The sequence below is a fragment of the Providencia sp. TYF-12 genome, from assembly GCF_041344805.1.
Lineage (GTDB): Bacteria > Pseudomonadota > Gammaproteobacteria > Enterobacterales > Enterobacteriaceae > Providencia > Providencia huashanensis.
Genome location: NZ_CP166833.1, coordinates 3,222,512 through 3,235,919, shown reverse-complemented (window position 1 = coordinate 3,235,919; position 13,408 = coordinate 3,222,512). Strand labels below are relative to the sequence as shown.

Annotated in this window: 10 protein-coding genes; 9 read left to right on the top strand and 1 reads right to left on the bottom strand. The window is 41.3% G+C overall.

The genetic code is table 11. The features are described from left to right. The first annotated feature begins 11 nt into the window (after nt 1-11). The 5 genes from msbA to kdsB all read left to right on the top strand — a co-directional run bounded on the left by msbA (nt 12) and on the right by kdsB (nt 4,455). On the top strand, nt 12-1,757 hold the full coding sequence (msbA, locus tag ABE954_RS14855; RefSeq protein WP_131680713.1) for a lipid A ABC transporter ATP-binding protein/permease MsbA: 1,746 nt from the start codon (nt 12-14) through the stop codon (nt 1,755-1,757). Beyond that, nucleotides 1,754-2,752, top strand: coding sequence for a tetraacyldisaccharide 4'-kinase (gene lpxK, locus ABE954_RS14850; RefSeq protein WP_042846472.1), 999 nt, complete (start codon nt 1,754-1,756; stop codon nt 2,750-2,752). The genes msbA and lpxK overlap by 4 nt, the downstream gene beginning before the upstream one ends. 403 nt (nt 2,753-3,155) lie before the next feature. Then, nucleotides 3,156-3,371, top strand: a complete 216-nt coding sequence (locus tag ABE954_RS14845) for a cold-shock protein (protein ID WP_004256206.1) — start codon at nt 3,156-3,158, stop codon at nt 3,369-3,371. Nucleotides 3,372-3,523: 152 nt separating this feature from the next. After that, nucleotides 3,524-3,703, top strand: coding sequence for a Trm112 family protein (locus ABE954_RS14840; protein ID WP_042846471.1), 180 nt, complete (start codon nt 3,524-3,526; stop codon nt 3,701-3,703). 5 nt (nt 3,704-3,708) lie between these two features. After that, nucleotides 3,709-4,455, top strand: a complete 747-nt coding sequence (gene kdsB / locus ABE954_RS14835; RefSeq protein WP_042846470.1) for a 3-deoxy-manno-octulosonate cytidylyltransferase — start codon at nt 3,709-3,711, stop codon at nt 4,453-4,455. A 97-nt stretch (nt 4,456-4,552) separates the two neighbouring features. On the opposite strand, the gene elyC is transcribed toward kdsB, so the two are convergent. Further along, complete coding sequence (elyC, locus tag ABE954_RS14830; RefSeq protein ID WP_042846469.1) at nt 4,553-5,380, bottom strand: envelope biogenesis factor ElyC; 828 nt, start codon at nt 5,378-5,380, stop codon at nt 4,553-4,555. A 356-nt stretch (nt 5,381-5,736) separates the two neighbouring features. Here elyC and cmoM point away from each other — a divergent pair, with 356 nt between their 5' ends. Genes cmoM through mukB form a run of 4 tightly spaced genes read left to right on the top strand, consistent with a single transcriptional unit; the run spans nt 5,737 to nt 12,992 of the window. Next, nucleotides 5,737-6,525, top strand: a complete 789-nt coding sequence (cmoM, locus tag ABE954_RS14825) for a tRNA uridine 5-oxyacetic acid(34) methyltransferase CmoM (protein WP_048606597.1) — start codon at nt 5,737-5,739, stop codon at nt 6,523-6,525. Continuing rightward, complete coding sequence (gene mukF / locus ABE954_RS14820; RefSeq protein ID WP_042846467.1) at nt 6,522-7,847, top strand: chromosome partition protein MukF; 1,326 nt, start codon at nt 6,522-6,524, stop codon at nt 7,845-7,847. The genes cmoM and mukF overlap by 4 nt, the downstream gene beginning before the upstream one ends. Further along, nucleotides 7,828-8,553, top strand: coding sequence for a chromosome partition protein MukE (mukE, locus tag ABE954_RS14815; protein ID WP_042846466.1), 726 nt, complete (start codon nt 7,828-7,830; stop codon nt 8,551-8,553). The genes mukF and mukE overlap by 20 nt, the downstream gene beginning before the upstream one ends. Then, on the top strand, nt 8,553-12,992 hold the full coding sequence (gene mukB, locus ABE954_RS14810) for a chromosome partition protein MukB (RefSeq protein WP_371025534.1): 4,440 nt from the start codon (nt 8,553-8,555) through the stop codon (nt 12,990-12,992). The genes mukE and mukB overlap by 1 nt, the downstream gene beginning before the upstream one ends. Nucleotides 12,993-13,408 lie beyond the last annotated feature (416 nt).

Here is a 13,408-nt window from a genome sequence, read left to right as displayed (position 1 = left end):
TAATTAAAAGTATGAATGATAAAGACCTTTCGACAAAACAAACTTTTCGCCGCTTGTGGCCAATTATTGCGCCTTTTAAAGCGGGTTTAATTGTAGCAGCAATAGCACTTATCATTAACGCCGCAGGTGATGCGTTTATGATTTCTTTGTTAAAACCCTTGTTAGATGAAGGCTTCGATAAAGCCGACAACGATGTTTTAAAATGGCTTCCGCTTGCGGTGTTAGGTCTTATGGTCGTTCGTGGTAGTTCTAGCTTTGTTTCAACCTATTGTGTTTCATGGGTCGCGGGCAAAGTCGTTATGAATATGCGCCGTAAATTGTTTGGTCATATGATGGGAATGCCTGTTAGCTTTTTTGACCAGCAGTCAACAGGGACATTATTATCGAGAATTACTTATGACTCAGAGCAGGTTGCTTCCTCTTCCTCAGGTGCATTAATTACTATTATACGTGAAAGCGCCTATATTATCGGGTTGTTTGCCATGATGTTTTATTACAGCTGGCAACTATCTCTGATATTAATTGTTATTGCCCCAGTTGTTTCTGTGACTATTCGCATTGTCTCTAAACGTTTTCGTAAAATCAGTAAAAATATGCAAACGGGGATGGGGCATGTTACTGCTAGCGCAGAGCAAATGTTAAAAGGGCATAAAGAAGTTTTAATTTTTGGTGGGCAGAAAGTTGAAACTGAGCGTTTTAACAAGGTAAGCAATAACATGCGTCGCCAAAATATGAAAATGGTAACCGCATCAGCAATTTCAGACCCGATTGTTCAACTTATTGCTTCATTCGCATTGGCATTTGTATTGTACGCTGCGAGCTTTCCCGAAATTCGCGATGAATTAACATCAGGTACCATTGCCGTTGTATTTTCATCTATGTTTGCATTAATGCGGCCTTTAAAATCCCTCACTAATGTTAACTCTCAATTTCAGCGCGGTATGGCTGCTTGCCAAACCTTGTTTGCTATCTTAGATACTGAACAAGAAAAAGATAATGGGACGAAAGTATTAAAAGAGGTAAAAGGTGACATCAAATTTGAACATGTTACTTTTACCTATGAAACCAAAGAGCATCCTGCGTTAGACGATATTTCATTTACGTTACCTGCGGGGAAATCAGTTGCTCTGGTCGGGCGTTCAGGTTCAGGTAAGTCTACTATTGCTAATTTAATTACGCGTTTTTATGACATTGATGAAGGAATGATCCAGATAGATGGTCATGACATTCGCGAATACACCTTAGCTTCGTTACGGAACCAAGTTGCTTTAGTTTCACAGCATGTTTACTTATTTAACGATACGATAGCCAATAATATTGCCTATGCAACAGATGGCAACTACAGCCGTGAGCAAATTGAAAAAGCAGCAGAGATGGCTTACGCAATGGACTTTATTGCCAAGCTTGATAAAGGCTTAGATACGGTTATCGGTGAAAATGGGGTCATGCTTTCAGGTGGTCAGCGCCAGCGGATAGCGATAGCTCGCGCATTGTTACGTGATGCCCCAATCCTTATTCTTGATGAAGCAACCTCTGCTTTAGATACTGAGTCTGAACGTGCAATTCAAGCTGCACTTGATGAACTACAAAAGAATAGGACATCTTTAGTGATTGCTCATAGGTTATCAACGATAGAGAACGCCGATGAAATCTTAGTGGTACAAGATGGCAAGATTATTGAGCGTGGTAATCATGCATCTTTATTAGCGCAAGATGGCGCGTATTCTCAATTACATAGAATCCAATTTAAACAATGATAGAGCGTATTTGGTCTGGCAAATCTTGGCTATATATTTTGTTATTGCCGTTATCTTTCCTTTATGGGCTGATAACAGTAATTCGGCATATGGCATATAAAGTTGGGCTATTTCGTTCATGGAAAGCACCGGTTCCGGTGGTCGTAGTAGGGAACCTAACTGCGGGTGGAAATGGTAAAACGCCCGTAGTCATTTGGTTAGTTGAATCATTAACTAATGCAGGTTATCGGGTGGGGGTCGTTTCTAGAGGCTATGGCGGTAAGTCAGAGAATTACCCATTAGTACTTAATGAGGCGACTACCACACAAGTTGCAGGGGATGAACCTGTATTGATATTTCATCGCACAAAGGCGCCTGTTGCTGTAGCCCCTAAGCGTAGCGATGCAGTTAAAGCCCTGCTTCAGGCATACGAATTAGATGTCATCATCACCGATGACGGGCTACAACACTACGCACTGCAACGTGACTATGAGATAGTCGTCATTGATGGGCAACGTCGTTTTGGTAATGGCTGGTGGCTTCCTGCTGGGCCTATGCGTGAAAGAATTGGGCGTTTAAAAACTGTTAATGCATCTATAGTTAATGGTGGTAATCCCCAAGGAAATGAAGTGCTAATGACCCTAGAGGGGGATAGCGCAATTAACCTTGTGAGCTTAAAAAAACAACCCGTTACGGAGCTAGAGTCGGTAGTGGCAATGGCAGGAATTGGTCACCCCACACGTTTTTTTAATTCTTTACAGGGTAAAGGGGTTGTATTAGAGGGAAGCCAAGCTTTTGCCGATCACCAATCGTATGAACAACAACAGTTAATGTCTTTAGTTAAACCCCATCAGTCTTTATTAATGACGGAGAAAGATGCAGTAAAATGCCGCGAATTTGCTCAACCTAACTGGTGGTTCCTTCCTGTTCAAGCTCAGCTCCAACATCGTGGTGCAGATAAAATTTTAAGCGAAATAAAAAAACTTATCACAAATAACAAAAAAACTTGCCACTAACGTTTCACTATGATAATAATATCGCCAATGTGATATAGATCTACTTATTATGTATCTAGATGCAATACATTAATAATTGGATTTTATACTAGCTTGAATTTCACGCCGCGTTCTTTAGTTAGTCTTCATATCCTCGCACAATCTACATTATTGGGTCGTTACTTCTAAGTTTTGTCATCATAATGTCAAATTAGGCTGTTAACTTCACAGTGGATGAGTGATATCTGAAATCTATATTTACGGGCGTTATAGTAAATGCACAATTATTTATGTGCATAAATTGGTAAAAGTGTATTTACTCTTTGATGTATTAATAGATCGGCAATTTATAAATGGGACGCAAGAAAGAGTAATGATACAAAGATAAAAAAAATATTGTTCTCAGAACAAAAGGAGTTTTAATATGAATTTTCAATTACATATGGGTCGAGTTAAATGGTTTGACGCAAAAGAAGGTTACGGTTTTATTTCACCATTCAATGGTGGAGATGATGTATTTGTGACAACAAAATCAATCGCTAATAAAAAAATCAAATCATTATTTGAAGGTCAAAACGTTGAGTTCTCTGTTACTCGTAATTCGGATGGCATAACGGCAGCAGACGTTATTGCTTACTAGAAGTAACTACTAAACAATTAACAGAACAAATTCTCCTGCTTTTATCCTCTCATCTCACGCAGGAGATCTTATTCAGAAAGATTAAAGTTAACGGTGATATCTGCATGTGATATCCTGACTCCAAGTGAGTTAAAATCCATTCGGGAGAAAACATGGATCACCGTTTACTTGAAATCATTGCCTGCCCTATATGTCATGGCAAATTAAGCTATAACAAAGAAAACCTCGAGCTTATCTGCAAGTTTGATCACTTAGCCTATCCAATTCGTGATGGCATCCCTGTATTACTCGAAAATGAAGCACGCCAAGTCTCATTAGATGAAGGAAAATAATCGCCATGTTTACGGTTATTATTCCTGCTCGTTATGCATCGACCCGTTTGCCGGGTAAACCTTTAGCTGATATTCATGGCAAGCCAATGGTCGTTAGGGTGATGGAACAAGCGATTAAATCAGGGGCTAGTCGAGTCATTGTGGCGACAGATCATCCTGATGTGGCTAAAGCCGTGATTGAAGCTGGGGGTGAGGCTTGTATGACCAACCCCGAGCACCAGTCTGGCACTGAGCGGTTAGCAGAAGTTATCGATACTTACGGCTTTTCTGATGATGAAATCATTGTGAATGTGCAAGGGGATGAGCCTTTAATTCCACCTGAAATTATTAGCCAAGTAGCAAATAATCTTAAGGGAAGTCAAGCTGGAATGGGTACGCTGGCCGTGCCTATTCGTGATGCTCATGAGGCGTTTAACCCCAATGCAGTGAAAGTGGTTACTGATCAAGGTGGCTATGCGTTGTACTTTTCTCGTGCAACTATTCCTTGGGACAGAGACGGTTTTGCTAAAAGTCATGATGTCATTGGTGACACGTTTTTACGTCATATTGGTATTTACGCCTATCGCGCTGGGTTTATCCGCCGTTATGTTAGTTGGGAAGCTAGTCCATTAGAAAAAATCGAGATGCTTGAGCAGCTTCGGGTGCTTTGGTATGGTGAGAAAATTCATGTGGATGTAGCTAAAACAACACCAGGGGCGGGTGTTGATACCCAAGCAGATCTTGATGCTGTCAGAAAGCAATTTCTATTGTAATTAAAATATTATTCAGTAAGCCCAAGAGGTAGCATCTTGTTTGTTCTCTTGGTATTCAACAAAAGGTGTAATCTGTATAGGTTACACCTTTTTGTTTTCATTCGGCGACGGTTGCTTCTGGAGTTGGCAACGAGGAGTCTATTGATTGTGTATTATCAGGCTTTAGGTGCCACCAAATCGTCCCAAGAAATTCATACCACGCTCGTTCACTGTGACCGAAGTAATATGCTGAAGGGATGTATTTCTCCCATGGGTTAATGCCGCTAGTAATAACAAGTTGATTTGCGGGAGCAGGGAATGGTTGCATGCCTCTGTCTGTAAACATGGTTATCGCCCGAGGCAAATGGTTGGCTGAAGTGACTAATAAGAAAGGCGATTTCCCAATAATTTTCTCAACCTCAAAGGCTTCTTCTTGGGTATCTTTAGGCTCTGTAAGAGGGATTGTATCTTGTGCGGGTACACCTAAAGACTGAGCTACTTGTGCCGCAACTTCTGCACTGCTTATGGTGCTGCTCGCTTTCCCTCCAGTAAAGATAAGCTTACTGCCTGGGTGTTTTAAATATAATCGGACGCCTTCAGTTACTCTTGGTAGGCTGTTATTCAATAAGTTAGAGCTTGGGCTCCAATCTGGGTTGTAAGTAAACCCACCTCCTAATACCACGATATACTGTATATTTTGCGGTGGTGTTTCAGTGATCAATTCATATCGCTTATTATATTGGCCTTCTACAGGCGCGAGCAAGCTATCTGAAACAGGCTGTAATCCGAGCACTGCTAGGAGTATTAAGCTCAGGCTAGTAAATGTTTTTCCGCATCGTTGCCAGCGAGTGAACCAGAGTAAAATTAACCCGATAAACCCAATGATGAGCAATAATGGCAGTGGCATCAAAAGGGAACCAATATATTTTTTTAAAAAAAATAACATAACTAAGCCTATTCTTAAGGGTTATCAATCAATTTTGGTTGTGGAACTACCCTTGAAAAAGCGTCATATAACCACTTTTTCAACATAAAAATAGCGAAAATCGCCTTCAATGATGTCAAAATGAAATTCACTGAGCAAAATAAAGTACAATGCAAAAATATCGCTATTATCTGTTATAATTCATGTTTCAATTGTCGCCCACATCTGGTGTGATAAGCACAATACTCAGTGATAGTATTCTCAATTTAGCTTAATTTCATTAAGTTCAAGATGAAAATAGACTACATTGGCGGTTTTTGCGACTAATTGGCCCATAAAACTTAGTTAATGAACAATGATAGGCAACCGGATAGCACATGGCAGACCGCAACTTTGATGATATTGTCGATAAATTTGCAAAAAATATCTACGGCACGACAAAAGGAAAAATACGTGAAGCGGTGGTTTGGCAAGATTTAACGCATATATTAGATAGCCAATTTAAGGGGAAAACCTTAAAAATACTTGATGCAGGTGGAGGTGAAGGGCATTTTTCACGTAAACTTGCTGCTATGGGCCATCAAGTTATACTTTGCGATTTATCCGAAGAAATGTTGGAACGAGCCAGTGAGCTTGCAAAAGAACAAGGGATTAGCGATAACATTCGCTTTGTTCACTGCGCGGTGCAAGATATTTCCCAACATATTAATGAGCCCGTTGACCTTGTTTTATTCCATGCTGTTCTTGAATGGATTAGCGATCAAAAATATGCAATTGAACAACTGGCAGATATAATCAGACCAGAAGGCGTATTTTCTGTCATGTTCTATAATGCAAATGGCTTAGTCATGCGTAATGCGATTTTGGGGAACTTTCATTTGGCAACCCCGCATATTCAGCGGCGTCGTAAACGCTCGTTATCGCCACAGAAACCTTTATTTCCTCAGCAAGTTGATGAGTGGTTAAGGGGGTGTGGTATGGGCATCTTAGCTAAAAGTGGCGTCAGAGTTTTCCATGACTATCTGCAAAGTAGGCAATTACAGCAAAAAGATTTTCCTGCATTGTTAGCGTTAGAGCAACAATATTGTCGTGAAGAACCCTATCTTAGTATGGGGCGTTATATTCATGTCATGGCACGCAAACAAATACAAAAGGACGATTTATGAGTGATTTTTCCCAGACCGTCCCTGAACTTGTGTCTTGGGCACGAAAAAATGATTTTGCGATTTCACTCCCTGCTGAGCGTTTGGCATTTTTGCTGGCGGTGGCAGTATTAAACAGTGAAAGAGTGAATGGCGAAATGAGTGAAGGGGAACTGGTTGACGCCTTTCGTGAAGTTTGCAAAGGTTTTGAACAGACAACGGAATCTTTGGCGGTGAGGGCAAATAATGCCATCAATGATATGGTGCGCCAAAAGATATTTAACCGTTTCGCCAGTGATATTGTTGAAGGCAATGCCATTTATCGTCTGACCCCATTGGGGATTGGCATCAGCGATTATTATATACGCCAGCGAGAATTTTCCACATTAAGACTTTCCATGCAGCTTTCGATAGTTGCCAGTGAGCTGCAAAGAGCGGCTGAAGCAGCAGAAGAAGGCGGTGATGAATTTTATTGGCATCGTTATGTTTTTGCTCCATTAAAATATTCAGTCGCTGAAATTTTTGATAGCATCGATTTATCCCAACGTATCATGGATGAGCAGCAAAATACTGTTAAAGAAGATATTGCTGCCTTGTTAAACCAAGATTGGCAGGCGGCCATCGCAAACTGTGAGCAATTATTATCAGAAACATCCGGTACTTTGCGTGAGCTGCAAGACACGTTAGAAGCCGCAGGGGATAAACTACAAGCCAATTTATTGCGTATTCAAGAAGCGAATATGAATGCACCTGCTTTTTCTGAAATGGTGGATAGACTGGTTTTTGACTTACAAAATAAATTAGACCGTATCGTCAGTTGGGGGCAGCAATCTATCGATTTATGGATAGGCTATGACCGTCACGTCCATAAATTTATCCGTACAGCGATAGATATGGATAAAAACAGGATCTTTTCACAACGGTTACGTCAGTCCGTTCAACATTATCTCGATAGCCCTTGGGCTCTTACTTATACCAACGCAGACCGGTTATTCGATATGCGAGATGAAGAGCTCACATTACATGATGAAGAGGTAACGGGTGAATTGCCTCCAGAGCTTGAATTTGAAGAGTTTAGTGAGCTCAATGATAAACTAGCCGAGTTAATGGAAGTGGAACTTGCCATCTATAAAACAGAGCAGCGTCCATTAGACGTTGGTCGTGTATTACAGGGGTACTTGCAGCAATATCCACAAAAACGTCATTTTGATGTCGCTCGAATTATTATTGATCAGGCGGTAAGACTAGGCATTGCAGAGGCTGATTTGGCGGGGTTACCGGCAGAATGGCAAGCTATTAATGATTACGGAGCCAAGGTACAGGCACATGTCATCGACAAATATTGAACAATTTATGCCAGTAAAACTGGCTCAAGCATTAGCTAACCCTATTTTCCCAGAGCTAGACAGCCAATTGCGTTCAGGTCGGCATATTAGTATTGATGACCTTGATAACCACGCATTTTTGATGGATTTTCAGGAAGCATTGGAGCAATTTTACTCACGGTATAATGTTGAGCTAATTCGTGCACCTGAAGGGTTTTTCTATTTACGCCCGCGTTCGACCACGTTGATCCCACGCTCAGTCCTATCTGAATTGGATATGATGGTTGGCAAAATTCTGTGTTATCTCTACCTCAGCCCTGAGCGTTTAAGTAATCAAGGTATCTTTACCTCTCAAGAGCTTTTTGAAGAATTACTCTCTTTAGCGGATGAAAATAAACTGCTTAAATTTGTTAATCAGCGTTCTACGGGTTCTGACCTTGATAAACAAAAATTGCAGGAAAAATTAAGAACATCATTAAACCGTCTACGTCGTTTAGGGATGGTGCATTTTCTGCAAAATGACCCGAGTAAATTTATTATTAGTGAATCTGTGTTCCGTTTTGGTGCAGATGTACGCAGTGGTGATAACCCGCAAGACGCTCAGTTACGTATGATCCGTGATGGCGAAGCTATCTCTCTCGAAGGTGAACTCTCACTAAAAGACAGTGAAGAAGAGAATGTCGAAGATAGTCAAGAACCGGCAGAAAGTGATGAGGATGAAGAATAATGATTGAACGCGGAAAATTTCGCTCACTGACGCTGGTGAATTGGAACGGTTTTTTTGCTCGTACTTTTGACCTTGACGAGTTAGTCACCACTTTATCTGGTGGTAATGGTGCGGGTAAATCGACAACGATGGCTGCTTTTATTACTGCCATGATCCCAGATTTAACCTTACTCCACTTCCGTAATACCACTGAAGCCGGTGCTACCTCAGGGTCACGGGACAAAGGGTTACATGGGAAATTACGTCCTGGAGTCTGCTATGCCATTTTAGATGTTTTAAACTCTAAACATCAGCGCGTCATGGTGGGTGTGCGCTTACAGCAAGTTGCTGGGCGTGATAAAAAAGTTGATATTAAGCCTTTCATGGTGCAAGGCATTCCATTGGCAACGGTTCCGACTGAAATATTGACAGAAGTGATTGATGGTCGCCAAGCCAAAGTGATCCCACTGAATGAGTTAAAAGAACGCCTTGAAGAGCAAGAAGGGATTTTGTTCAAGCAATTTAACTCAATTACAGATTACCATTCGGTTCTATTTGAATTAGGTGTCTTGCCAAAACGTTTACGCTCAGCGAGTGATCGAAGCAAATATTATCGGCTTATTGAAGCGTCATTATACGGTGGGATTTCCAGCGCGATTACGCGTTCATTACGTGATTACTTATTGCCTGAAAATGGTGGCGTTCGTAAAGCCTTCCAAGATATGGAAGCTGCATTGCGTGAAAACCGCTTAACGTTGGAAGCCATTCGCGTTACACAATCTGACCGCGACTTGTTTAAACATTTAATTAGCCAAGCAACGGATTATGTATCAGCGGATTATATGCGTCATTCCAATGAAAGGCGTATCCATTTAGATGCCGCTTTAGCTGCACGTAATGAGTTATTCGCTAGTCGTAAACAACTGCGCATAGAGCAAGTTCGTAGTGTAGAAATGGCACGCGAACTAAATGAGCAAAATAGCGCTTCAACAGAATTGGAAGCTGATTACCAAGCGGCCAATGACCATTTGAATTTAGTGCAAGCAGCGCTACGTCAGCAAGAAAAAATAGACCGTTATCAAGCTGATATTGAAGAGCTGACTTATCGCCTTGAAGAGCAAAGCGAAGTTGTTGCAGAAGCAACAGAAACACAAGACGAATATGAAGCTCGTGCCCAAGCCGCTGAGATAGAGGTTGATGAGCTAAAAAACCAATTAGCGGACTACCAACAAGCATTAGATGTACAGCAAACTCGTGCTATCCAATACCAACAAGCGTTACATGCATTAACTCGAGCTCGTGATTTGTGTCAGCTTCCTGAATTATCAATTGATAATGCAGATGAATGGTTAGATACATTTGAGGCTCGGGAACAGCAAGCGACAGAGTCGTTATTGGCCCTTGAACAAAAAATGAGTGTTGCTGATGCAGCACATAGCCAATTTGAGCAAGCCTATCAATTAGTTAAAAATATGGTAGGTGAGGTAAGTCGCAGTGATGCATACCAACAAGCACGTGCTCTATTACGGGATTGGTCATCACAACAGCATTTAGCTGAACGTGTACAACCGTTACGCATGCAACTCTCTGAATTACAACAACGCCTAAATAGCCAGCAGAATGCAGAGCGTATGTTGACAGAGTTTTGTAAACGCCACGGTCAAAGCTATGAGCCTGATGAACTTGATGCGTTAATGGCTGAGTTAGAAGCGCAACAAGAAGAATTAAGTGTTGGTGTAAACGAAAGTGGCGAAAGGCGCATGCAAATGCGCCAAGAATTGGAACAAATTCGCCAGCGTATCCAACAGTTATCTTCTAAAGCACCTGCATGGATCATTGCTCAAGAAGCATTAACTCAATTGAATGAACAATCAGGTGAAGTTTTTGCATCGAGTACTGCTGTAACTGAATTTATGCAGCAGTTGCTTGAACAAGAAAGGGAAATCACGGTTGAGCGCGATGAGATTGCAGCGCAGCGGCGCGACCTTGAGAAACAAATAGAGCGTTTAAGTCAGCCAAGTGGTGCAGAAGATAGCCGGATGCTTGCATTGGCGGAACGTTTCAACGGGGTATTACTGTCTGAAATTTATGATGACATTACTATTGAAGATGCGGCTTATTTCTCAGCATTATATGGTCCTGCTCGTCACGGTATTGTCGTACAGGATTTATCAGCTGTTCGTAGCCAGTTAGAAACTTTACAAGACTGCCCTGATGATGTGTATTTTATCGAAGGGGACCCTTCTTCCTTTGATGATAGCGTTTTTGATGCCCAAGAATTTGAACAAGCCGTATTAGTTCGCTCTTCTGAGCGGCAGTGGCGTTATTCGCGTTATCCTGAGCTTCCTTTATTTGGGCGAGCAGCGCGTGAAAGCCATTTAGAGTCATTATCAGCTGAGCGTGATGAGCTCGCCGAACGCTATGCGACATTGTCATTTGATGTACAAAAAATTCAACGTTCACATCAAGCATTCAGTCGTTTTATCGGTCAGCACATTTCTGTCGCTTTCGAGGCAGACCCAGAAGCTGAAATCCGTACACTTAATCAAAAACGAACAGAACTAGAAAGAGCTTTAGCGCAATTTGAAGAACAAACCCAACAACAGCGCCAACAATTTGCTCAAGGAAAAGAAAGTTTAACGGCACTTAACCGTTTGTTACCACAGATGGGCTTGTTACTTGATGAAACACTGGTGGATAGGGTTGAAGAAATCAATGAGGAACTATCAGAAGCTGAAGAAGCGGCGCATTTCCTCAATAAACATGGAAGTACATTAGAAAAATTAGAGCCGATTGTAACGGTATTACTCAGTGACCCTGAGCAACATGACCAGCTACGCAAAGATTACGAACTCGCGAAGCACACTCAACAGAATGCAAAACAGCAGGCTTTTGCATTGGTTGAAGTGGTTCAACGTCGGGCTCACTTTAGTTACAGTGACTCTACGGGGATGGTTAGTGAAAATAGTGATTTGAATGAAAAATTGCGTCAGCGTTTGGAACAGGCAGAAACCGAGCGAGCTCGAGCCCGTGAGCAACTACGTCAGCAGCAATCGCAGAGTGCGCAATACCATCAAGTATTGGCTTCGTTACGTAGCTCTTTTGAAACTAAGCAAGAAATGCTGAAAGAGCTAGAAGCCGAAATGCAGGAGATTGGTGTAAAAGCTGACCCTGACGCACAAGAGCGTGCACGCATTCGTCGTGATGAATTACACCAACGAGTGATGGAGAACCGTAGCCGTATTAATCAGTTAGAAAAACAGCTAACCTTATGTGAAGCTGAAATGGATAACTTACAAAAACGCCTACGTAAGTTAGAAAAAGATTATTATCTATTACGTGAACAAGTGGTTTCTGCGAAAGCAGGTTGGTGTGCTGTAATGCGTTTGGTGAAAGACAATGGTGTTGAGCGCCGTTTGCACCGCCGTGAACTTGCTTATACTGATGGTGACAGTTTACGCTCTATGTCGGATAAAGCATTAGGGGCGCTACGCCTTGCGGTGGCAGATAACGAACATTTACGTGATGTGCTACGTTTATCTGAAGATCCAAAATACCCAGAACGCAAAATTAAGTTCTTTATTGCAGTGTATCAACACTTACGCGAACGAATTCGCCAAGATATTATTCGTACGGATGACCCGATTGATGCGATTGAGCAAATGGAAATTGAGTTGGGTCGTTTAACGGAAGAATTAACCGCTCGTGAACAAAAATTAGCGATTAGCTCGAAAAGTGTGGCGAATATTATTCGCAAAACAATCCAACGCGAACAAAATCGTATCCGCATGTTAAACCAAGGGTTACAAGCTGTTGCGTTTGGCCAAGTGAAAGGCGTTCGTCTTAATGTAAATATTCGTGAAAGCCATGCGCTGTTACTCAGTGTCCTGTCTGAAGAAAGTGAAATGCATCAAGACTTATTTACTAGCCAGCGCCTGACATTCTCTGAAGCGATGGCAAAACTGTATCAACGCCTTAACCCACAAGTGGATGTTGGCCAGCGTTTACCGCAAACCATTGGTGAGGAATTACTCGATTATCGTAATTATTTAGAGCTAGATGTTGAGGTTAACCGTGGCTCAGATGGCTGGCTGAAAGCAGAGAGTGGTGCGCTATCAACGGGTGAAGCTATTGGTACAGGGATGTCAATTCTGGTGATGGTGGTACAAAGCTGGGAAGAAGAATCCCGTCGTTTACGTGCAAAAGATATTATTCCTTGTCGTCTATTATTCTTAGATGAAGCCGCTCGATTAGATGCTAAATCGATAGCAACCCTATTCGAATTGTGTGATAGGTTAGAAATGCAGTTAATAATTGCAGCACCAGAGAATATAAGCCCTGAGAAAGGGACAACTTATAAGCTAGTTCGTAAGGTGATAGGCAACCATGAGCATGTGCATGTGGTTGGCTTAAAAGGTTTTGGCCAAGACAGTGCTAGTGTTCAAGAACCGGCCTTGTAGTAATAGATAACTTAAATGCATTTAAAGCCGATACTTAGTAATAAGTATCGGCTTTTTTGTATTTGATATCCCTTCTTCTAACTGAAGGGATATCTGTGTTTTAAACATAAAAGCACAGTATTTTAATGGGTAGCTTAATAGTGATAGCGAGAGAAACTGCTTAGGGAAAGTATATTTTTACGATTAACGCATATAGAATGTAACAAAAATTAATGAAGTATAACTAACTCTCGTAATGAATTTAATTTAGGTAAAACTTTGCATGAAAAATACTTATAGTTATATCGATATAATAACTAATTATGGATAAGGATAATTAACTGTTTCTATATAGGGGTATTTGGCAGTTTTACAACGGATTGGAAATTTTTTATCTGTTTATTTCTTATTTATGCTGATGGAGTCTCACAAAAACT